The sequence below is a fragment of the Sideroxyarcus emersonii genome, from assembly GCF_021654335.1.
In the GTDB taxonomy this organism is placed as follows: Bacteria; Pseudomonadota; Gammaproteobacteria; order Burkholderiales; family Gallionellaceae; genus Sideroxyarcus; species Sideroxyarcus emersonii.
In genome coordinates this window covers 1697087-1717564 of the sequence record NZ_AP023423.1, presented here as the reverse complement: position 1 = coordinate 1717564, position 20478 = coordinate 1697087, and the positions used below count along the sequence as shown (strand labels likewise).

General features: G+C 57.6%; 20 protein-coding genes. 18 read left to right on the top strand and 2 right to left on the bottom strand.

Annotated features, from left to right (window positions below):
* The first annotated feature begins 121 nt into the window (after positions 1–121).
* The 15 genes from rpoE (at position 122) to L6418_RS08265 (ending at position 12610) form a co-directional block, all read left to right on the top strand.
* A complete protein-coding gene (gene rpoE, locus L6418_RS08335) occupies positions 122–721 on the top strand; it encodes an RNA polymerase sigma factor RpoE (RefSeq protein ID WP_237246463.1) in 600 nt (199 codons plus the stop codon).
* Entirely contained in the window at positions 721–1203 is a 483-nt protein-coding gene (locus tag L6418_RS08330; RefSeq protein WP_237246462.1) for a sigma-E factor negative regulatory protein, read from the top strand. The genes rpoE and L6418_RS08330 overlap by 1 nt, the downstream gene beginning before the upstream one ends.
* An 8-nt stretch (positions 1204–1211) precedes the next feature.
* Complete coding sequence (locus L6418_RS08325; RefSeq protein WP_237246461.1) at positions 1212–2195, top strand: MucB/RseB C-terminal domain-containing protein; 984 nt, start codon at positions 1212–1214, stop codon at positions 2193–2195.
* A 1-nt stretch (position 2196) separates the two neighbouring features.
* Positions 2197–2640: a SoxR reducing system RseC family protein gene (locus L6418_RS08320; protein ID WP_237246460.1), complete on the top strand. Its 444-nt coding sequence runs from the start codon at positions 2197–2199 to the stop codon at positions 2638–2640.
* Positions 2641–2670: 30 nt separating this feature from the next.
* A complete protein-coding gene (locus L6418_RS08315) occupies positions 2671–4068 on the top strand; it encodes a DegQ family serine endoprotease (protein WP_237246459.1) in 1398 nt (465 codons plus the stop codon).
* A gap of 97 nt (positions 4069–4165) precedes the next feature.
* Complete coding sequence (gene lepA / locus L6418_RS08310; protein WP_237246458.1) at positions 4166–5959, top strand: translation elongation factor 4; 1794 nt, start codon at positions 4166–4168, stop codon at positions 5957–5959.
* A 16-nt stretch (positions 5960–5975) separates the two neighbouring features.
* Complete coding sequence (gene lepB / locus L6418_RS08305; protein WP_237246457.1) at positions 5976–6779, top strand: signal peptidase I; 804 nt, start codon at positions 5976–5978, stop codon at positions 6777–6779.
* A 27-nt stretch (positions 6780–6806) separates the two neighbouring features.
* The gene (locus L6418_RS08300) at positions 6807–7172 is read left to right on the top strand and encodes a DUF4845 domain-containing protein (RefSeq protein WP_237246456.1); all 366 of its coding nucleotides are present in this window, start codon (positions 6807–6809) and stop codon (positions 7170–7172) included.
* A 9-nt stretch (positions 7173–7181) separates the two neighbouring features.
* Entirely contained in the window at positions 7182–7859 is a 678-nt protein-coding gene (rnc, locus tag L6418_RS08295; protein WP_237246455.1) for a ribonuclease III, read from the top strand.
* The gene (era, locus tag L6418_RS08290) at positions 7856–8749 is read left to right on the top strand and encodes a GTPase Era (protein WP_237246454.1); all 894 of its coding nucleotides are present in this window, start codon (positions 7856–7858) and stop codon (positions 8747–8749) included. Before rnc ends, era begins: the two co-directional genes overlap by 4 nt.
* Positions 8742–9473, top strand: a complete 732-nt coding sequence (gene recO, locus L6418_RS08285) for a DNA repair protein RecO (RefSeq protein WP_237246453.1) — start codon at positions 8742–8744, stop codon at positions 9471–9473. Before era ends, recO begins: the two co-directional genes overlap by 8 nt.
* Complete coding sequence (gene pdxJ / locus L6418_RS08280) at positions 9470–10186, top strand: pyridoxine 5'-phosphate synthase (RefSeq protein WP_237246452.1); 717 nt, start codon at positions 9470–9472, stop codon at positions 10184–10186. The genes recO and pdxJ overlap by 4 nt, the downstream gene beginning before the upstream one ends.
* Positions 10183–10566: a holo-ACP synthase gene (acpS, locus tag L6418_RS08275; RefSeq protein ID WP_237246451.1), complete on the top strand. Its 384-nt coding sequence runs from the start codon at positions 10183–10185 to the stop codon at positions 10564–10566. Before pdxJ ends, acpS begins: the two co-directional genes overlap by 4 nt.
* A gap of 1 nt (position 10567) precedes the next feature.
* Entirely contained in the window at positions 10568–11617 is a 1050-nt protein-coding gene (nagZ, locus tag L6418_RS08270; protein ID WP_237246450.1) for a beta-N-acetylhexosaminidase, read from the top strand.
* Between the two features lie 90 nt (positions 11618–11707).
* Entirely contained in the window at positions 11708–12610 is a 903-nt protein-coding gene (locus tag L6418_RS08265; RefSeq protein WP_237246449.1) for a crotonase/enoyl-CoA hydratase family protein, read from the top strand.
* Between the two features lie 5 nt (positions 12611–12615).
* Here L6418_RS08265 and L6418_RS08260 read toward each other — a convergent pair whose 3' ends face one another.
* Both L6418_RS08260 and L6418_RS08255 read right to left on the bottom strand, forming a co-directional pair.
* Positions 12616–15129, bottom strand: a complete 2514-nt coding sequence (locus L6418_RS08260) for an ATP-binding protein (RefSeq protein ID WP_237246448.1) — start codon at positions 15127–15129, stop codon at positions 12616–12618.
* Positions 15126–16238, bottom strand: coding sequence for an HD domain-containing phosphohydrolase (locus L6418_RS08255; protein WP_237246447.1), 1113 nt, complete (start codon positions 16236–16238; stop codon positions 15126–15128). Before L6418_RS08255 ends, L6418_RS08260 begins: the two co-directional genes overlap by 4 nt.
* 273 nt (positions 16239–16511) lie before the next feature.
* On the opposite strand from L6418_RS08255, the gene L6418_RS08250 reads away from it, so the two are divergent.
* The 3 genes from L6418_RS08250 to galU are packed head-to-tail and all read left to right on the top strand — an operon-like array spanning position 16512 to position 20478.
* Positions 16512–17570 carry a cell division protein ZipA C-terminal FtsZ-binding domain-containing protein gene (locus L6418_RS08250; protein ID WP_237246446.1) on the top strand — a complete coding sequence of 353 codons (1059 nt, stop codon included), beginning with the start codon at positions 16512–16514 and terminating at the stop codon, positions 17568–17570.
* Complete coding sequence (ligA, locus tag L6418_RS08245) at positions 17570–19612, top strand: NAD-dependent DNA ligase LigA (RefSeq protein ID WP_237246445.1); 2043 nt, start codon at positions 17570–17572, stop codon at positions 19610–19612. Before L6418_RS08250 ends, ligA begins: the two co-directional genes overlap by 1 nt.
* A complete protein-coding gene (galU, locus tag L6418_RS08240) occupies positions 19609–20478 on the top strand; it encodes a UTP--glucose-1-phosphate uridylyltransferase GalU (RefSeq protein ID WP_237246444.1) in 870 nt (289 codons plus the stop codon). The genes ligA and galU overlap by 4 nt, the downstream gene beginning before the upstream one ends.

Sequence of the window (20478 nt, the reverse complement as noted above, 5' to 3'; positions counted from 1 at the left end):
TGAACTTATTTCTGCTTGCATTGTCTGCTTGCATTAATGGCGATAGCTGACGTTTGTGTATCCGTCCGGTTATACTGACGGGCCGCGAGTGGGCGGCCAAATCAATAAACCGGGAAACGGAATGGGTGACAGGGAGGTTGATCAACAACTGGTTGAGCGTGCACAGCGCGGCGACAAGCATGCGTTCGAGTTGTTGGTGGCAAAATATCAGCGTCGGCTGGGGCGCCTGATTTCGCGCTTTGTACGCAATGCTGCCGAGGCCGAAGATGTTACGCAGGATGCCTTTATCAAGGCATATCGCGCCTTGCCGGCGTTCCGGGGCGATAGTGCATTTTATACCTGGCTATACCGGATAGGTATCAATACCGCCAAGAATCATCTGGTGGCACAGGGCCGCAAGGCTCCGACCAGTACGCCTTTTGATACCGAAGAGGCAGAGGATTTTGAAGAGGCGGCGCTGCTGCATGAAGTGTCGACGCCGGAAAACGAACTGATGAGCAAACAAGTGGTGGAGGTCGTGAACTCTTCGCTACAGGAATTGCCTGATGACTTGCGGACGGCATTAACCTTGCGCGAGATTGAGGGATTGAGTTACGAAGAAATCGCTGCTGTGATGGATTGTCCGATCGGCACGGTCAGATCCAGGATTTTCAGGGCGCGTGAGGCAATTGCAACCAATTTGCGTCCTTTGTTGGGTACGAGTGAAAACAGAAGGTGGTAATGATGAAACAGGAAATTTCGGCATTGATGGATGGGGAAATGTTCGAGGATCAGGCAGATGCCTGTCTGGATAGACTCAAACGCCATCCTGAAGTGCAGCAAGAATGGGAGAGTTATCATCTGATCGGCGATGCGTTGCGACAACCCGACCATATCTGCAAAAGCTTCACTAAATCCTTCCATGAGCGATTGCAGGCCGAACCAACCGTCATTGCACCATATAACCGCACTTCCCAACGCGCACGAAATTTTGCACTTTCCGCAGTCGCTTCCGTGATGGCACTGGCCTTGGTGGCTTGGCTTTCCCTGCAGGTTGGCAGCGAGCCGGCACCGCAGGTTGCGGCAGTGCAACAGGATTCCATCTCTGCGATACGCCCGGCCTCTGCTCAGGCCGATGATTACCTGATGGCGCACCAGGAATTCTCCCCCAGTGCGGACGTGCACGGCGCCACTTCTTATATTCGTGCGGTGGCAGGGCGATAGCGCAGCATATGATGCAACCATATAAGTATCTATTCGTCGTACTGTTGCAAATGGGGGTCGAAACAGCGTTTGCCGACCCTATGCAGGTGGATGAGGCGGACTGGCTGAAGACCATGGCGTTTGCGGCCCATCAGACAAATTACAGCGGTGTCTTCGTTTACCAGTCGGGCGGCCGCGTCGAGATGTCGCGCATCACTCATGTTGCCGATGCAGCAGGCGAACATGAGCGTCTGGAGGGGGTCGATGGCGGCAAGCGCGAACTCATTCGCGATAACGATCAGGTATGGTTGTACACGGAAGGTCACAAAGTGCGGCTGGCCAAGAATCAGATCAAGCGCGCATTTCCGGCATTGTTGCCAGAGCAGACTGCCATACTGAAAGAAAATTATTCCATCACTCCGGCAGAGGAAGACGAGGTGGCCGGTTTCCATGCGCATGCGGTTGTCTTCCTGCCCAGGGATAACTTGCGTTATGCCCGCAAGATGTGGGCGGACAGCAATTCCGGCTTGTTGCTCAAGGCGGTGGTACTCAATGACCGTGGCTATGTCATCGAGCAATATTCGTTCATGCAGTTGACTGTGGGCAACAACATAGACCGCAAATGGATCGTTCCGGACAAGTCCTCTGCTTCGGAGGTCGCCCAAGAGCTTCATCTCTCACCCTTGCCCAAGGTCGAGCTGCTGGAAGAGCCTTGCGGCTGGCAGGTCGATGCGCTTCCTCCCGGATTCAAGAAGATAGTTGAAATGCGCCGCCCATTCCGCGGTAACAAGGAGCATGTGATCCAGATGGTATTCTCCGATGGATTGGCGGGCATTTCGGTGTTCATAGAAAAGGCCCCGGAAGCGGGCAACATCCATGTCGGCCTGTCTGGCCAGGGAGCGGCACATGTCTATAACCGCATGGTGGGAGATAACCTGATCACGGTCGTCGGCGAGGTTCCCTCCCGGACCGTGATCCAGGTCGGCGATTCAGTTCGTTATGCGGGTGAATGACATGATGGATATACGCGCTATCGTGATCGAAGTACATGGGGAAGATGCCTCGGTGCAACCGGTGGGGACGGGTGGGTGCGGCCATTGCAGCAGCGAAGGAGGGTGCGGCAGCGGGACGCTGACGAAACTGTTTTGCAGCAACAAGGCGCGTCAGTTCAAGGTTCGTAACGAGGTTCGAGCCCAAGTCGGCGATCAGGTGGAAATATCGATCGCCGATGGCGTGTTGTTGCGCGGGGCAGTCAAGATGTATGTGCTTCCATTGCTGTTGCTGCTTGCCGGAGGCGCGGTGGGGGCTGGACTGGCCAACGAGCCTGCCGGGCGTGATGCCTGCGCACTTGCCGGGGCTGTCTTCGGTTTGACCTTGGGTTTCCTGCTGGCAAAGCTGACTCCCGGGAGTGGCCGCGCAACTGCTACTTCCATTGTTAAGGCGCCATCTGTTTATTGATCAACGATTTATCAGGAGGTCGATCGTATCATGCTGAAAAAATGGATGTTTTTTGCGATTGCCGGTTTTTTTTCGCAGGTGGCGCTAGCCAATAACCTGCCGGACTTTACCGAACTGGTGGAAAAACAGGGGCCCGCGGTAGTCAATATAAGCACTACGCAAATCATCCATGCGCCGCAGATGTTCCAGGGAATGCCCGACTTGCCCGAGGATGACCCATTCTATGATTTCTTCCGCCACTTCGCGCCGCAAGCGCCGCATGAACAGGAGTCGCAGTCGCTCGGTTCCGGTTTCATCATCAGTGCCGATGGTTATATCCTCACCAATGCGCATGTCGTCGATCATGCAGACAAGATTACTGTAAGGCTGGCCGATAAGCGCGAACTCAAGGCCAAGGTGATCGGCGCGGATAAACGCACCGATGTTGCGCTGCTTAAGATCGAGGCGACCGGATTGCCCAAAGTCGCCCTGGGGTCGCCGGACCAGTTGAAGGTGGGTGAATGGGTGGTGGCGATCGGCTCCCCTTTCGGTTTCGACAGCAGCGTGACGGCGGGTATCGTCAGCGCCAAGGGACGCTCCTTGCCGCAAGAGAATTTTGTGCCGTTCATCCAGACCGATGTCGCGATCAACCCCGGCAATTCGGGTGGGCCGCTGTTCAACATGAAGGGCGAAGTGGTCGGCATCAATTCGCAGATATACAGCCGCTCCGGCGGCTATATGGGGCTGTCGTTTTCCATTCCTATCGATGTGGCGATGGATGTGGTCAATCAGTTGCGCAGCACGGGCAAGGTCACACGCGGGCGCATCGGTGTGACCATCCAGGAGGTAACGCAGGCGCTTGCTGATTCCTTTGGCCTGTCCAAGGCAGGTGGGGCGCTGATATCCAGCGTGGACAAGAACGGGCCGGCGGACAAGGCGGGTGTGCATGCCAGCGATGTGATCCTGAAATTCGATGGCAAGGCGATCAATTCGTCGGCCGATCTGCCGCGCATTGTTGCTGCAACCAAACCGGGCAGCAAGGTCAGCGTCCAATTGTGGCGCAAGGGCAGCACGATGGACGTTTCGCTGGTGGTCGGCGAGATCAAGGATGCAGCCGTCGTTGCGCAGCATGGCGGAGCGCGCGGCAATGCCGAGGCTTCTTCCGAAAGCGAAGCACGTCTCGGGCTGTTTGTGAGTGAGTTGAACGACCAGCAAAAGGCCGAACTGCAGGTCGAAGGCGGCCTGATCGTGCAGGATCTGAAAGGGCCGGCGGCGCGCAGCCAGTTGCAACGCGGCGATGTGATACTTGCCATAGGCAACGTCGAGATACGCAGTATCGAACAGTTCAACGAGGTGCTCAAAACCGTGCCGCGCGGACGCAATATCGCTTTGCTGGTGAGGCGGAGCGAAGGCACCGTCTATGTGCCGATCAAACTGGACGATAAGTAAGCTGCGGTCCGTTGCTTCAGCGTATCCCGTCAAAATCGGCTAGAATTCGCGCTTTGCGTAACAGCCGATTTCGACGGGATTTTTTATTTTGAGCTCCATGCAGCATATCCGTAATTTTTCCATCATCGCCCACATTGACCACGGTAAATCCACGCTGGCAGACCGTATTATCCATTTGTGCGGCGGCTTGTCCGATCGCGAGATGGAAGAGCAGGTGCTCGACTCGATGGACATCGAGCGCGAGCGCGGCATCACCATCAAGGCGCAGACCGCAGCCCTGAACTACAAGGCGCGCAACGGACAGGTGTACAACCTCAACCTGATCGATACGCCGGGACACGTGGACTTTTCGTACGAGGTATCGCGTTCGCTCTCTGCCTGCGAGGGGGCTTTGCTGGTGGTAGATGCCTCCCAGGGCGTCGAAGCACAGACCGTCGCCAATTGCTACACCGCGCTGGATCTGGGGGTCGAGGTGGTACCGGTATTGAATAAGATCGACCTTCCCTCCGCCAATCCGGAGAATGCGATCGCCGAGATCGAGGATGTCATCGGTATCGGCGCACAGGATGCGGTGCGTTGTTCTGCCAAGACCGGGATGGGCGTGGAGGATGTGCTGGAAGCGTTGATCGTCAAGGTTCCGCCGCCCAAGGGCGATGTGGATGCGCCATTGCAGGCGCTCATCATCGACTCGTGGTTCGACAACTATGTCGGCGTGGTGATGCTGGTGCGCATCGTTAACGGCACGCTGAAGCCGAAGGACAAGATCCTGTTCATGGCGACAGGGGCTCAGCACCTGACCGAACATGTCGGGGTGTTCACGCCGAAATCGCAGGATCGCGATTCCTTGTCGGCCGGGCAGGTTGGTTTTGTGATCGCCGGCATCAAGGAGTTGAAGGACGCCAAGGTCGGCGACACGGTCACCCTGCTGTCCAGGCCGGCCGCCAGTGCGTTGCCGGGCTTCAAGGAAATACAGCCGCAGGTGTTCGCCGGATTGTTCCCGGTGGAGTCGAACCAGTACGAAGCGCTGCGCGATTCGCTGGAAAAATTGAAGCTCAACGATGCGGCGCTGCAATACGAGCCGGAAGTCTCGCAGGCACTGGGTTTCGGCTTCCGCTGCGGTTTCCTCGGCTTGCTGCACATGGAAATCGTGCAGGAAAGGCTGGAGCGCGAGTTCGACATGGATTTGATCACCACGGCGCCCACGGTGATCTACGAAGTGGTGCAACGCGACGGCACGGTGCTGATGGTCGACAACCCGTCCAAACTGCCGGACTTGTCCAAGGTGGAAGAGATCCGCGAACCCATCGTCAATGTCAATCTTTACATGCCGCAGGAGTATGTCGGTTCGGTTATCACCCTGTGCACGCAAAAGCGTGGCGTGCAGATCGACATGACCTACCACGGCAAACAAGTGCTGCTGAAATACGAGATGCCGATGGGCGAGATCGTGCTGGATTTCTTCGACAAGCTGAAATCGGTGTCGCGCGGCTATGCGTCGATGGATTACGAGTTCAAGGAATACCGCCCCGCCGATGTGGTGAAGGTGGACATGCTGATCAACGGTGAGAAGGTGGACGCGCTGTCCATCATCGTGCACCGCGCCAACAGCCAGTATCGCGGGCGCGAAGTGGCGGCCAAGATGCGCGAGCTGATCCCGCGCCAGATGTTCGATGTGGCGATCCAGGCGGCCATCGGCGCCAACATCATCTCGCGCGAGAACGTGAAGGCCTTGCGCAAGAACGTGCTGGCAAAATGTTATGGCGGCGATATCTCGCGCAAGAAGAAGCTGCTGGAAAAGCAGAAGGCGGGAAAAAAACGCATGAAGCAGGTGGGGAGCGTAGAGATTCCGCAGGAAGCGTTCCTGGCCATCCTGCGTGTGGACGATAAATAACCGGATTGGAAGAAAAATGCCTTTTGCCTTGATCTTGATTCTGCTGTTGTTGCTGACCGGGTCGATCTGGTTGCTGGATCGCTTCATGCTCCGTGCCAAACGTCCGGCAGGTGTGAACGAGCCGTGGTGGGTCGAATATGCCAAGAGCTTTTTCCCCGTGATCCTGGCGGTCTTCCTGTTGCGTTCTTTCCTGATCGAACCGTTCAAGATACCGTCCGGTTCGATGATCCCCACGCTGCACGTGGGCGATTTCATTCTGGTCAATCGCTACACTTATGGCTTGCGGCTCCCCATCGTCAACAAGAAGTTCGTCGAGATCAACCAGCCGCAGCGCGGCGATGTGATGGTGTTCCACTATCCGGAAGATCCTTCGGTGGATTATATTAAGCGCGTGATCGGGGTACCGGGGGATGTGCTGGTATATCGCAACAAGAGATTGTGGATCAACGGCACCGAGCAGGTATTGCAGCGCGATGGCGATTACAATTACGTCGAGAGCGAATTGCGCTTCCTGCACACTGAGCGCTACAAGGAAAATCTGGATGGGCACTCGCACGCTGTACTGCTGAATCCGGAGATGCCGCAGGTGCACCTGGCTAACGTGGCCAACTTCCCGCAGCATGAACAGTGCAGCTATACTGAAGAGGAGGTGCGCTGTACCGTTCCCCCCGCAAGTTATTTCATGATGGGCGATAATCGCGATAACAGCCGCGATAGCCGCTACTGGGGGTTCGTGCCGGATGAGATGATCGTCGGCAAGGCGTTCTTCATCTGGATGAACTTCGGTGAACTGGATCGTGTGGGTTTATCGATTAAATAGATAATGGCATTGGCGAAAGGAATCGAGATGAAAGCAGCGGCAAGCAGGCAGGGCGGGATCGGCTTCGTCGGATTTATCATGGTTGCGATCGGAGTGGTCTTCGTGGCGATAGCGGCCATGAAACTGGCGCCGGCTTATGCGCATAGTGCGCAGATCGCGCAGATATTCAAGGCCATCGCTAACGATCCGGCGATGCAGGACGCATCGATCAAGGATATCAAGGACTCGTATTACAAGCGTGCCAATATCAACTACATCACCGATATTACGGCTGACGACATCGACATCAGCAAAGTGAATGGGCGCCTGACCCTGAGCACCAGCTATTCGATCAAGATCCCGATCGCCGGCAATGTCACCTTGTTGCTCGAATTCAATCCGAGTAGCTCATAGTTTCCGCCGATGAAGCATGCGGAACTGTCCAGACGGCTTGGCCATCAGTTCGCACAGCCGCAATTGCTGCAGCGTGCGCTGACCCACCGCAGTTTCAGCGCAGCCCATAACGAACGGTTGGAATTCCTCGGCGACAGCGTGCTGAATTGCGCCGTCGCCAAACACCTGTACGATGCTTACCCCGAGCTGTCTGAAGGCGAACTTTCGCGTCTTCGCTCCAATCTGGTCAATCAGCAGACGTTGGCTGTCCTGGCGCAACAGCTGGACCTTGGCGAGCAATTGTTGCTGGGTGAAGGAGAGCGCAAAAGCGCCGGCTTTCGCCGACCTTCGATACTGGCCGATGCGCTCGAGGCCATATTTGGGGCGGTCTTGCTGGACGCAGGTTTTGCGGCCGCGGAAAAAACGGTACTAGGGCTCTATGTGCCGTTCATCGCGCAGATCGATTTGAAAACATTGGGCAAAGATCCCAAAACGCTGCTGCAGGAATATTTGCAGGGGCATAAATTGGCGTTGCCGCAATATGGCGTGCGCGAGATCAAGGGCGAAGCCCATGCCCAGACATTCGTCGTTTCCTGCGAAATCCCGCAGCTCGGCCTGAGTACGCAAGGCGAGGGAGCAAGCCGGCGCATTGCCGAACAAATCGCCGCCGAACGAGCCTATCAACGAATCACCAAAGAGAACCCATGACCGAATCCCAGAACTTCCACAGCGGTTTCATCGCCATCGTCGGCCGCCCCAATGTGGGCAAATCGACCTTGCTCAACCATCTGATCGGGCAGAAGATCAGCATCACCTCGCGCAAGGCGCAGACCACGCGCCACCGCATCACCGGCATCCTGACTGAGGGCGCGACGCAGTTCGTCTTTGTCGACACGCCCGGCTTCCAGACGCAGCATACCAATGCACTGAATCGCAGCATGAACCGGGTGGTGACAAGCAGCCTGCGTGAAGTGAACGTCGTGCTGTTCGTGCTGGAAGCGCGTCATTTCGATGAACGAGACCAGCAGGTGATGGAGCTGTTGCCGCAGGACCGGCCGGTGATCCTGGTCATCAACAAGGCCGACCTGCTGGAAAACAAGGCCGAATTGCTGCCTTTCATCGAAAAAATTTCCGCGTTGCGCCATTTCGCTGCCATCGTGCCGGTCAGCGCGCGCCAGGGCAAACAGCTGGATACGCTACTCGATGCCATCCGCCCGTTTATCCCGGAAGGGGAGCACCTGTATGCCGAGGACGAGATCACTGACCGCAACGAGCGGTTCCTCGCGGCGGAACTGCTGCGCGAAAAAGTGTTCCGCTTTACTGGTGAGGAGCTGCCATATTCGGTCAGCGTGGTGATCGAGCAATTCAAGCAGGAAGGCAAGTTGCGCCGCATTCATGCCGCCATCCTGGTGGACAAGGAGGCGCATAAGGCCATGCTGATCGGCAGCAAAGGCGAGAAGCTCAAGGAGATCGCCACCCAGGCGCGCCTCGACATGGAAAAACTGTTCGACGGGAAAGTCTTCCTCGAAGTTTTCGTCAAGGTCCGCAGCGGCTGGGCAGACAGCGCTCATATGCTGAAAACGCTGGGGTATGAGTAACGTCGCATCCAAACAGCGCATTCAGGACGAACCGGCCTTCGTGCTGCACAGCTATCCGTTCCGCGAGACCAGCCTGGTGCTGGAGGTGTTCGCCAGGCGGCACGGCCGGGTGGCATTGGTGGCACGCGGGGCGCGGCGCCCGAGGTCCGCTCTGCGCGGTTTGCTGATGAATTTCCAGCCGCTGTCGTTGAGCTGGTTCGGCAAGCACGAATTGCGTACCCTGCACAGTGCGGAATGGCAGGGTGGGCAGCCGCAACTGCGCGGCACGGCGCTGTTGTGCGGCTTCTATCTGAACGAGTTGCTGCTCAACCTGATGGCGCGCGACGACCCCCACGAAAGCCTGTTCGATTATTACCAGCAGACCTTGCAGCGTCTGGCACAGGAGGAGGATCACGCTTTCACGCTGCGCTGTTTCGAGAAGCACCTGTTGCAGGAACTGGGGTATGCGCTGTTGCTGGAGACCGAAGCCGATAGCGGCAGGCCCATTGTGCCGACACGGGCATACCGCTATATTCTGGAGCGGGGTGCGGTGGCGGAAACCGCCGATTCTGCGCAAGGGATGCCGGTCGTCGGCAAGACGCTGCTGGACATGGCGGCCGATAATTACAGCGATGCCAACAGCGCGCGCCAGAGCAAACAGCTGATGCGCATGCTGCTTGACCACCATCTTGCCGGAAAGACCCTGCATACACGTGAACTGATGAGGGATTTGCAGAAGTTATGATAAAACTCGGACTCAACATCGACCATGTCGCCACCCTGCGCCAAGTGCGCGGTGCGCGCTACCCCAATCTGATTCGCGCCGCACTGGTGTGCGAAGAAGCGGGCGCAGATGCCATCACCCTGCATTTGCGCGAGGACCGTCGCCATATCCAGGATGCCGATGTGGCGGCATTGCGTGGCATGCTGCAGACGCGCATGAACCTTGAATGCGCGGTGACCGATGAAATGATCGGCATCGCCTTGCGCACCAGGCCGCACGACATCTGCCTCGTGCCGGAAAAGCGGGAGGAACTGACCACGGAAGGCGGCCTGGATGTGGCGAAGCACTTCGATGCCGTGCAGCGCGCCACGCAACGTTGCCTGGAGGTTGGCATCCGCGTTTCGCTGTTCATCGATGCGGATGAGCGCCAACTGGATGCGGCGCAAAAGGCCGGCGCTCCCGTGGTCGAAATACATACTGGCAAATATGGTGATGCCGACAGCGTCGCTGGCCGCGAACAGGAACTTGCGCGCATCCATCGTGCGGCAGTGCATGCCCACGCACTTGGGCTGCAGGTCAATGCCGGGCATGGGCTGAACTATCACAATGTCCGCCCCATCGTGGAAGTGCCGCATATCGCGGAGCTCAACATCGGCCATGCCATCATCTCTGAAGCGGTGTTCATCGGCCTGGAACAGGCGGTGAAAAAGATGAAGGCATTGCTGGCCGCATGATTTTCGGCATCGGCACCGATATCGTCAATGTCGCCCGCATCGAGGCGGCCAGTGCACGCCATGGCGCAGCCTTTGCCTCGCGCATCCTGAGCGATCAGGAGCTGGAGGAGTATGCCGTGCAGGCCCATCCTGTGCGCTTTCTCAGCAAACGCTTTGCCGCCAAGGAAGCACTGGCCAAGGCTACGGGGCACGGCTTGCGCCATCCGGTAAGTTTGCGGCGCATCACCATCGGCCATGATGGTTTGGGCAAGCCGATCTTCTTGTTCGATGCGCAACTATCCGCATTCCTGCAAGACCTGGGCATCGTGCGTCACCACTTGAGTATCAGCGACGAGCGCGATGCTGCAGTCGCATTTGTGATTCTGGAAAAGGAAGACTGATATGGGCAACGGGCCGGTGATGCTGGATGTGCTGGGAAAACAACTGACAGACGAAGACCGGGTGCGCCTCAGCCACCCACTGGTCGGCGGCGTGATCCTGTTTGCGCGCAATTACGAATCGCCTGGCCAGCTTGCCGATTTGACGGCGAGCATCCATGCGCTTCGCACACCGCCATTGCTGATCGCAGTGGATCATGAAGGAGGCAGGGTGCAGCGTTTTCGCCAAGGGTTTACGCGCATCCCGCCGATGCGGGAACTCGGCAAGATATGGAACGAACATCCCAAGCGTGCGAAGCATCTGGCCCAGCAAGTGGGTTTCGTGCTGGCTTCCGAACTGCGCGCTTGCGGAGTGGATTTCAGCTTCACGCCGGTGCTGGACGTGGATTACGGCAGCAGCAGCGTGATCGGCGACCGTGCCTTCCATTCAGAACCGCAAGCCATTGCCGAGCTGGCGCACAGCCTGTTGCAGGGGTTGAGGCAAGGGGGCATGCCGACTGTGGGCAAGCATTTTCCCGGACATGGTTACGTGAAAGCGGATTCGCATGTGGAGATCCCGGTAGACGAACGCAGCTATATCGATATTGAACTGTGCGATCTCATCCCCTTCCGTCAGATGGTCAATTACGGCCTGACTGCGGTGATGCCGGCGCATGTGATTTACCCCAAGGTCGACCCCAATCCGGCCGGTTTTTCCAAGGTGTGGCTGAAAGACATCCTGCGTGGCGAACTGGGCTTCGAGGGGTGCATCTTCAGCGACGACCTGAGCATGGAAGGGGCGACGGTGGCCGGCGGCATCGTACAGCGCGCCGAGGCGGCGCTGAATGCCGGCGTCGATATGGTGCTGGTATGCAACAAGCCGCAATCGGCAGACGATCTCCTGGCCGGTCTGCAGTGGGATATGCCTGTCCAGAGCAAGGCGCGCTTGGCGCAAATGCACGGGCGTCCCCATCCGAGAACGCTGGCGCAACTGCATGAAGATGCGGATTTCATCAAGGCACTGCACGAAATCGCGAACATCGGCATCACCGAAGGCGAGTTGCCGCTGGTTTAGCCGGCACTCCCGAAACCGGTTCGGGCTTCTCGAATTGGATTCGGGGGATTATGATGCGCGCCATCTCGAATTGAACAGGAGAAGACAAGAATGAAACCCGTTCAGCATCCACACGATTTACTGAAGGCAGAATATTCTCAACTTCGCACTCAATTCGATCCGGAATACGGTGTTCTCTGGACATTGGTGAGTCAGGATGCGGTCCCATGCGTTACACCTGAATTGCTTCAGGATCTTGGAGATCACCATCGGTCAATCGAGGGCTGCAGAGGCAGATTGCTGTACGGTGGGGCATTTCACGATATTCGTTATTCAGTACTGGCATCAATCACCCCAGGTGTATTCAATCTTGGCGGGCAACTTGCTCTGTTCAGGCAGCTGATTCGGCAGCAGGATCGCGAAGCGCTCCTGAGATATGCGGTCGCTTGCATCGATGTCATTTTTCCAAGGATGCGCCATTTCGACATGCCTGTGGCAACGATTACCTTGTTGCAAGGTGATGCTTTGGGGGGCGGCCTCGAAGCAGCACTGGCCAGCGATATTGTCATTGCGGAACGTAAGTGCCAGTTGGGCTTCCCGGAGATATTGTTCAATTTATTTCCGGGCATGGGGGCATATAGCCTGATTGCCAGAAAGGTGAGCCCCAAGTTTGCCGAGAAAATGATCCTGAGCGGCAAGATTTACAGCGCAGAAGAACTGCATGAAGCCGGATTGATCGATATTCTTGCAGAAGAGGGCAAGGGCGTAGAGGCGGTCAACGAATACATCAAAAGGCAGGAACGGCGCTCCAATGGATTCCTGGCTGTGCAGAAAGCGCGGCATAGATTTAATCCGCTTACCTACCAGGAGTTGATCGACATTACAATCGTTTGGGTCGATGCGGCGCTCAAACTGAATGAGAAAGACCTCAAGGTAATGGATCGTTTTGTGCGTTCTCAGGAAAAACTGTTCCTGCATCCGCAAGTTCAGCCCAGCTTTTCAGATGCAGCCTGAAATTGTTATACGGTAGCTTGATGGGCCCCGTTCAAATAATGCAACAACGAGGCCCGGGTGGCCGGATAACAACCTGACGCTTCTTCCAGCAAGTCTGCCGCCGATCTTCTCAGTTCGGCTTCATTGAGCGTCAATATCCGGCTGCAGACCGAGAACAGGACCTCGGCGCCCACGTTTCCCGAGCTGCCTTTCAGAATGTGAGCAAGTTCCTTCAGCGTTGCATAATCCTGCCTGGATAGGGCGATGCGCAAAGCTTCCAGCAACTTTTCCGTTTCCAGCAAGAAACCGTAGATGACCGTTTGCAGGAAATCCTCCTGGTTTCCACCCAGCAGCGCCAGATGGTGCAAGGTGTCTTCGTTGATCAAGCCCTTGGCGATCTGTTCCACTGGGTGAGCCAGTTCCGGGGCATCGATCTTCGCCGGGGTGAGGGTCAGTCGCGCTACGGTATCGAGCAGAGTCAGCGCGTCGACAGGCTTGGTCAGATAGGCATCGATCCCGGCGCGTTCGCATTCCTGCCTGGCCTCCGGTGTTGCATTTGCAGTCAGGATGATCGCCGGCGTCTCGATAGGCTGTCTGGACAGCGCACGATGCACCTTGATCACTTCCAGGCCGCCCATGAACGGCATGTTCATATCCAGGATGAGCAGGTCGTAAGTATTCTCCTCCAGCTTATCCAGTGCCTGCTCGCCATTCTCGACCAGGTCTACCTTGTGATTGCCATGCGTCAGTATCTTCGCGATGATCTGCTGGCTGGTGCCGTTGTCCTCGGCGACCAGTATGCGCACCCCGCGTTTGCTGGCGGTGCTGCGCTCGTAATGTTCCTTGAAGGAAATCACCCCTTCCGAGGGGCGCGGCGCCATGATCCCGTGCAGGGCATTGAACAGCAGCGTCTTGTCGAGCGGCGTACGCAGCAGGCAGGAATATCCGGCATCGAGATACTCACCTTCGCTGTGGTTATGCAGATCCGGATTGAGCAAGATCGGCGAAAGATTCTGCTTCCCACGCAATTCCCGGATGTTGGCGGCGAAGTCTTGTGCCGTCATTCCGATGCTTTGCGGGAAACAGAGAATCGCCAGATTGGACGGGCGTGCGGGATTCTTGTCGATCAGGTAGGTGAAGAAATGGGTCAGCGAAGCGGCATGTTCGCAACGTATTCCCCAGCTGTTCGTATAGTCGGTCACGGCGAGTTGCTCGTTGCGCGGCAGGCCGATGGTCAGCACATAGAGTTGATCGAGTACCGGTTTGGATTCGCTCTGGGCGTGATGTGCTTGCTTGTCGAACGTTACCTCGAACCAGAAGATGCTGCCGATGTCCGGTTCGCTCTGGACGCCCATCTGCCCCCCCATCAGTTCGACCAGTTGCTTGGAGATGGTCGTACCCAATCCGGTACCGCCATAGATACGGGTGATGTTCTGGTCGGCCTGGGTGAAGCTCTCGAAGATCCGGGCTTGCGCTTGCTGAGGTATCCCTATGCCCGTATCGATGACCTCAAAACGAAGCGCGGTTTTGTGGTCGTCCTGCTGCAGGGTGCTGATTCTCAGCTCGACGCTGCCCTTGCTGGTGAACTTGATCGCATTGCCTACAAGGTTGATCAGAACTTGCTGCAGATGCAAGGGATCCCCTTGCAGCCTGAAACAGGTTTCCGGCGTAAAACGCACGGACAGACCGATCCTTTTATTTTCGACCTGGGACAGGAACATCTCCAGCGTATTGTTGACCAGTTTGTGCAGATCGAAATCCACCTTCTCTGAAACCAGCTTCCCGCTTTCTATCTTGGAGAGATCGAGGATGTTGTCGATCAGTTGCAGCAGGAGGTGCGCCGATTTCTTGAGCGTGGACACGAGATCCTTCTGCTCGTCGTCCAGCCGGGTACTGAGGAGAAGATCACTTGCGCCGATCACGCCGTTGAGCGGCGTGCGCATTTCGTGGCTCATGTTGGACAGGAAGTCGCTTTTTGCCCGGCTGGCGGCCTGGGCTTTTTCCAGGGCATCATTCAGTTGTCCTCGCAATTTCAGGATATAAAGCGGGATGCACAATAATGTGAGCCAAAGCCCAACTGCAATGCGCAAGTGGTCGTGCCAGTAGTCGTTCAGGAAAATGACTGCCGAGAAACCGAGCAGGCTGGCGACATAGGCGCTGATGAGGGATTCCTTGCCGTAGCGGATGCCGTTTCCGGTGATGACCCATAAGTAGATGCCGTAGAACAGGACGCCAGCTTCCTGGGTCATCAGCATGCCGACGCTTACTGCGGAGATGTCGGCGAACATTGCAACCCATTGTCTTCTTCTGGAAGTATTGCGGCTGTACAGAATGTATATGACCAGCAGGATAGAGCACGAGAACCACACGGCAGAGAAGATGAATACCGGCACACCGACTGTCGCTGGGGTGACGAAATAATATTCGACCAGCAGATAGAGGAAGATCGGCAAGGCGAAGAACACCCGGAGCAGCGACTGTTCGTGTTCGCCTTCCCGCTGTCGGACTTGCTGTATGAAATAATCGAGCCGCTCTTTCATTGCCACACCTGCACTTTCTGCGAAGGTGCCGTATCTTTCAGTTGCTGCTGGATGATGCTGACCTTGCTGAACTGCAGCATGAATGCATCGACGCATTCCGGGTCGAAATGCGCGCCTTTGTTGGTGTAGAGGTATTCCAGCGCTTCCTGGTTGGTCCAGGCCTTCTTGTAGGGGCGCTCCGAGGTCAGGGCGTCGTAGACGTCGGCCACGGCCACGATACGTGCGTCCAGCGGGATGGCCTTGCCCTTGAGGCCGTTCGGGTAGCCGCTGCCGTCGTATTTCTCGTGGTGCGAGAGGGCGATCTCGGCTCCAAGGCTGATGTACTTGGAATGGCTGTTCTTGAGGATGCCGTAACCGATCGAGGAATGGGTCTTCATGATCGAGAATTCCTCGTGGTTCAGCTTGCCGGGCTTGAGCAGGATATTGTCCGGGATACCGATCTTGCCGATATCGTGCATGGGGGCAGCCATCTCGATCAGGCTGCAGCGGTCTTCGTCCAGCCCCATTCCCTCGGCGATCAGGCGCGAAAATTTGGCCATGCGCAACACATGGTTGCCGGTATCGGAATCGCGATATTCGCCGGCCCTCGCCAGCCGGAAAAGCGTTTCCTGTTCGCGCTCCAGTATCCGTCGCGTCGCGTCGGTGACGGCTTTCTCCAGCTTTTCGGAACGATGCAATACTTCCTTGTGATGCAGGTGCAGTGAGAGCAGGTTGCGGCAGCGTATCTGGCATTCGTAGTGGTTGAACGGCTTGGACAGGAATTCCGAGACCCCCAGTTCCAGCGCCTTGTGGCGAACCTCGTTGTCGGTGGTCACCGTGATCATGATGATGGGGACATGCAGCAGGTGGGGGATGCGACGTATCGCCTGCACGACATCCAGGCCGGACATTTCTTCCATCAGGTGGTCGACCAGGATCAGGTCGGGCTGGTTCAGCCGCAGCCATTCGATGGCTCCCAGCGGTGAGGGGAAGCCCTGGACAAAAACATCCTGCTGCAGGCTGCGCACGATCCGGTCGAGGATGATGCGGCTGGTGAACTCGTCGTCGATGATCGCGACGGTCGGATGCGCTGTGCTGTTGTCGTTTTGACCGATGATTTCGAATGGCATGTGATCTTTCCTTTTTAAGCGGATACTTGAGGCGCTTTGCCCCGTCTTCGCGCGGGGTTCCGGGTGAGATGCTGCCTGGAGGCCAGGGTTTGCCGGGTCGAAGCGGCATTAGTAGAGCCTTCCAGGCGTCCTTCGTCAACTGTCCGAATGGCAGATGGCCGTCCTGAGGGTTAGCGACATGGGGACGCAGAACTTTAAGCCCTGCCATTCTAAGCAAGGATTTGAGATAATTCACGCGTATTTCCTACATGGCGTTCGTCCCGGTATTCAAACATGAGTGAATTTCAGCTGAGCCTGTTGGCCATCGGACTGATCGTGGTGGCTGGAGTCTATTTATACGGTTTCTGGCAGCAATGGCGTTACCGACGCAGTCTGGGCGATGCATTCAAGCCGTCTGCCGGCGATCCATCCGCTCAGGCAGCGCCCGCCAAGATTGATCCTGCAGAAGCAGGCGATCCGCTGGAGGAGGAGTTCCCGAACGAATCCATTAGTCCGCCAACAGGCGACGTGTGCGGCCTGCTCAACGATGCCACCGATTATGTCGTCACCCTGCTGCTGAAGACCCCCATTACGCCGGCGATACTGGAAACGCTATGGCAACGCCGTTTCGATTTCGGCAAGACCGTCCTGGCGTGCGGCCTGAACACCCATAGCGGTCTGTGGGAACGCTTGATCCCGGAAAGCGAACAGACATACCGCGCCTTCAGGATAGGCCTGCAACTGGTGGACAGGGCGGGATCGGTCAGCGAGATGCGGCTGGCCGGATTCCGCGACCTGCTCGGCGATATTGCCGGCCAGCTGCAGGTGGAACTCAAGCTGCCTTCGGTCGAAGAGGCGGTCAAGCGCGCCCAGGAGCTGGATCGTTTCTGTGCCGATGTGGATCAGATGATAGGCATCAACCTGTTGACCAGCGGCGACCGGAAACTGTTCGGCACCGAAGTGTCCAATGCGGCGGGACGCCTCGGCATGGGCCTGCAATCCGATGGCGCCTTCCACCTGCTGGATGAAAATGGCGAGACCCTGTTCAGCCTCGGTGCGTCCGACGGGGGGCCTTTCCAGCATCACACCCTCAATCAATCGCGTGTCGACAGCCTGACCTTGCTGCTGGACATCCCGCGTGTGGCTGACCCTGTCCGTCGTTTCGAACAGATGGTGGCGTTGGCACAGGAACTGGCCAGGACATTGCGCGCCTCCATGGCGGACGATCAGCGCGTGGCCTTGAGCGACGGTGCCATCGCCCAGATACGTGCACAGGTCGCGGCTACGGAAAAGCTGATGCTGGCCGGGCAAATCACGCCGGGTAGTGCGCAGGCCCTGAGATTGTTCTCCTGATGGCAAGCTCGGAAGTGACACGCCGCGCAGCTTTATTGCGCACGCAGATTGCAGATTACGACTATTGGTATTACGTGAAGGATCTACCTCGTGTTCCCGATGCGGAATACGACAAACTCTTTCGCGAGCTTCAAGCGCTCGAAGCACAGTATCCCGAGTTGCTTACATCTGATTCCCCAACCCAGCGCGTCGGCGGCAAACCGCTGGATATGTTTCAGCCGGTGCGCCATGCCATACCGATGTTGTCGATTCGCACCGAGACCGACATCAGCGACCAGGGAGCGATAACGTTCGATGCGCGAGTGCGGCGTGAGTTGGACTTGAACGAAAACGACCCGCCAATTGAATACATTTGCGAGCTGAAATTCGACGGCTTGGCGATCAATCTGCGCTACGAGCAGGGCAGGCTGGTGCAGGCCGCTACGCGTGGCGATGGCGAGACCGGTGAGGACGTGACGCAGAATGTGCGCACCATCCACCAGATTCCGCTATCGCTGGAAGGTATGTGTCCCAATATTTTGGAGGTTCGTGGCGAAGTCTACATGGCCCGCCCTGACTTCGAGCGCTACAACGAACGTCAGCGTGAACTGGGTTTGCCTACGCTCGTCAATCCCCGCAACGGCGCTGCGGGCAGCATCCGCCAGCTCGATCCGGCGCTGGCTGCACGGCGTCCGCTGAAATTTTTTGCCTATGGACTCGGTGAAAAGGTGGAAGGCTGGGATTGGCGCAAAACACATAAAGAAGTGCTGAAGCAATTGGATGCATGGGGATTCCCGGTAAATGACGAGTGCAGGGTCGTGCAAGGTGCCCAGGGGCTGGTGGAATTCCATCGCCGTATTGAAGCCATGCGCGACCGCCTGCCGTTCGATATCGACGGCGTGGTGTACAAGGTGAATAGCATCGCCTTGCAGGAGAGGCTGGGTTTCGTCTCGCGCGAACCGCGCTGGGCGGTGGCACACAAATTCCCCGCGGAAGAGCAGCTTACGGTGGTGCGCGACATCGAGATACAGGTCGGGCGCACCGGCAAGCTGACCCCGGTGGCCAAACTGGAGCCGGTGTTCGTCGGCGGCACCACGGTTTCCAATGCCACGCTGCACAACGAAGGCGAGATTCGCCGCAAGGACGTGCATATCGGCGACACCGTGATCGTGCGCCGCGCCGGCGACGTGATCCCGGAAGTGGTGGGTGTGCTGCCCGAGCGCCGTCCACCCGATGCGCGCGCGTTTGAGATGCCAGCGAGCTGCCCGGTCTGCGGCAGCCATGTGGTGCGCGAAGAGGGCGAGGCCGATGCGCGCTGCACCGGTGGCCTGTTCTGCGCCGCGCAGCGCAAGCAGGCCATCCTGCACTTCGCCGGACGCCGCATGATGGATGTCGAAGGCCTGGGCGACAAGCTGGTCGAGCAACTGGTGGACGAGAACATCATCCGCTCCTTGCCCGACCTGTACCGGCTCGATGTGGCGACGCTGGCGGCGCTGGAGCGCATGGCCGAGAAGAGCGCGCAGAACATCGTCGCGGCGCTGGAGAAGAGCAAGCAGGCCACGCTCAACCGCTTCCTGTTCGCGCTGGGCATTCGCCATGTAGGCGAGAGCACGGCCAAGGACCTAGCGCGGCATTTCGGCAAGCTGGACGCCATCATGCAGGCGAGCGTGGAGCAATTGCTGCAAGTGCCCGACGTCGGCCCCGTAGTGGCGCAGAGCATCGTCGATTTCTTTGCCGAGGCGCACAACCGCGAGGTGGTGAAGCAGTTGCGCGAACTGGGCGTGCATTGGGACGAGCACGACGGCGTTAGCACGCAAACCTTGCCGCTCAGAGGCAAGACCTTCGTTTTGACCGGAACGCTCGCCAGTTTGAGCCGCGATGAGGCAAAATCGCGTCTGGAAGCCTTGGGCGCCAAAGTGGCCGGATCGGTATCGAAAAAGACCGATTATGTGGTGGCTGGCACGGAGGCGGGTAGCAAGCTGGATAAGGCGCTTGAATTGAATGTGCCCGTATGGGATGAGCAACAGTTGCTGGAACAATTGAAAGAGAACGAGAAACCATGAAACAGAAAATCACCAAAGCAGTGTTCCCGGTTGCCGGCATGGGCAGCCGCTTCTTGCCCGCCACCAAGGCGACAGCCAAGGAGATGTTGCCGGTCGTGGACAAACCGCTGATCCAGTACGCGGTGGAAGAGGCCGTGGCGGCGGGCATCACCGACATGGTGTTCATCACCGGGCGCAACAAGCGCGCCATCGAGGATCACTTCGACAAAGCCTACGAACTGGAAGCCACGCTGGAGGCTCAAGGCAAGACCGCCTTGCTGGAAGTGGTGCAATCCGTCGTGCCCAAGCATGTGAACTGCATCTACATCCGCCAGGCGGAACCGCTGGGCTTGGGACATGCGGTGCTGTGCGCCAAGCCGGTGATCCAGGACGAACCGTTCGCGGTGATCCTCGCCGACGACCTGATCGACGGTGAGCCGCCCATCGTCAAACAGATGGTGGATGTATTCTCCAGGCACCAATGCTCGATCCTCGGCGTGCAGGAGGTGCCGCGTGCGCATACCAAACAATACGGTATCGTCAGCAGCACCAATCTGGAAAAGGACATCGAACGCGTGCACGGTATCGTGGAGAAGCCCAAACCCGAAGTGGCGCCTTCGACCCTGGCCGTGGTGGGGCGTTACATCCTGACCCCACGCATTTTCCACCATCTGGAAAACATTCAGCCGGGAGCCGGCGGAGAGATTCAGCTGACCGACGGCATCGCCGAGCTGATGAAGGACGAACAGCTGCTGGCTTATCGCTTTGACGGAATCCGCTACGATTGCGGTTCCAAGCTGGGCTACCTGCAGGCACAGGTCGCGTTCGGCTTGAAGCATGAAGAGCTGCGCAAGGATTTCGCCGCATATCTTAAGACCGTATCGTGA

What these genes read in the sequence shown, in the direction of transcription:
- rpoE (WP_237246463.1), top strand. Translation starts at nt 122, where the DNA reads ATGGGTGACAGGGAGGTTGATCAACAACTGGTTGAGCGTGCACAGCGC.
- L6418_RS08330 (WP_237246462.1), top strand. Translation starts at nt 721, where the DNA reads ATGATGAAACAGGAAATTTCGGCATTGATGGATGGGGAAATGTTCGAG.
- L6418_RS08325 (WP_237246461.1), top strand. Translation starts at nt 1,212, where the DNA reads ATGATGCAACCATATAAGTATCTATTCGTCGTACTGTTGCAAATGGGG.
- L6418_RS08320 (WP_237246460.1), top strand. Translation starts at nt 2,197, where the DNA reads ATGATGGATATACGCGCTATCGTGATCGAAGTACATGGGGAAGATGCC.
- L6418_RS08315 (WP_237246459.1), top strand. Translation starts at nt 2,671, where the DNA reads ATGCTGAAAAAATGGATGTTTTTTGCGATTGCCGGTTTTTTTTCGCAG.
- lepA (WP_237246458.1), top strand. Translation starts at nt 4,166, where the DNA reads ATGCAGCATATCCGTAATTTTTCCATCATCGCCCACATTGACCACGGT.
- lepB (WP_237246457.1), top strand. Translation starts at nt 5,976, where the DNA reads ATGCCTTTTGCCTTGATCTTGATTCTGCTGTTGTTGCTGACCGGGTCG.
- L6418_RS08300 (WP_237246456.1), top strand. Translation starts at nt 6,807, where the DNA reads ATGAAAGCAGCGGCAAGCAGGCAGGGCGGGATCGGCTTCGTCGGATTT.
- rnc (WP_237246455.1), top strand. Translation starts at nt 7,182, where the DNA reads ATGAAGCATGCGGAACTGTCCAGACGGCTTGGCCATCAGTTCGCACAG.
- era (WP_237246454.1), top strand. Translation starts at nt 7,856, where the DNA reads ATGACCGAATCCCAGAACTTCCACAGCGGTTTCATCGCCATCGTCGGC.
- recO (WP_237246453.1), top strand. Translation starts at nt 8,742, where the DNA reads ATGAGTAACGTCGCATCCAAACAGCGCATTCAGGACGAACCGGCCTTC.
- pdxJ (WP_237246452.1), top strand. Translation starts at nt 9,470, where the DNA reads ATGATAAAACTCGGACTCAACATCGACCATGTCGCCACCCTGCGCCAA.
- acpS (WP_237246451.1), top strand. Translation starts at nt 10,183, where the DNA reads ATGATTTTCGGCATCGGCACCGATATCGTCAATGTCGCCCGCATCGAG.
- nagZ (WP_237246450.1), top strand. Translation starts at nt 10,568, where the DNA reads ATGGGCAACGGGCCGGTGATGCTGGATGTGCTGGGAAAACAACTGACA.
- L6418_RS08265 (WP_237246449.1), top strand. Translation starts at nt 11,708, where the DNA reads ATGAAACCCGTTCAGCATCCACACGATTTACTGAAGGCAGAATATTCT.
- L6418_RS08260 (WP_237246448.1), bottom strand. Translation starts at nt 15,129, where the DNA reads ATGAAAGAGCGGCTCGATTATTTCATACAGCAAGTCCGACAGCGGGAA.
- L6418_RS08255 (WP_237246447.1), bottom strand. Translation starts at nt 16,238, where the DNA reads ATGCCATTCGAAATCATCGGTCAAAACGACAACAGCACAGCGCATCCG.
- L6418_RS08250 (WP_237246446.1), top strand. Translation starts at nt 16,512, where the DNA reads ATGAGTGAATTTCAGCTGAGCCTGTTGGCCATCGGACTGATCGTGGTG.
- ligA (WP_237246445.1), top strand. Translation starts at nt 17,570, where the DNA reads ATGGCAAGCTCGGAAGTGACACGCCGCGCAGCTTTATTGCGCACGCAG.
- galU (WP_237246444.1), top strand. Translation starts at nt 19,609, where the DNA reads ATGAAACAGAAAATCACCAAAGCAGTGTTCCCGGTTGCCGGCATGGGC.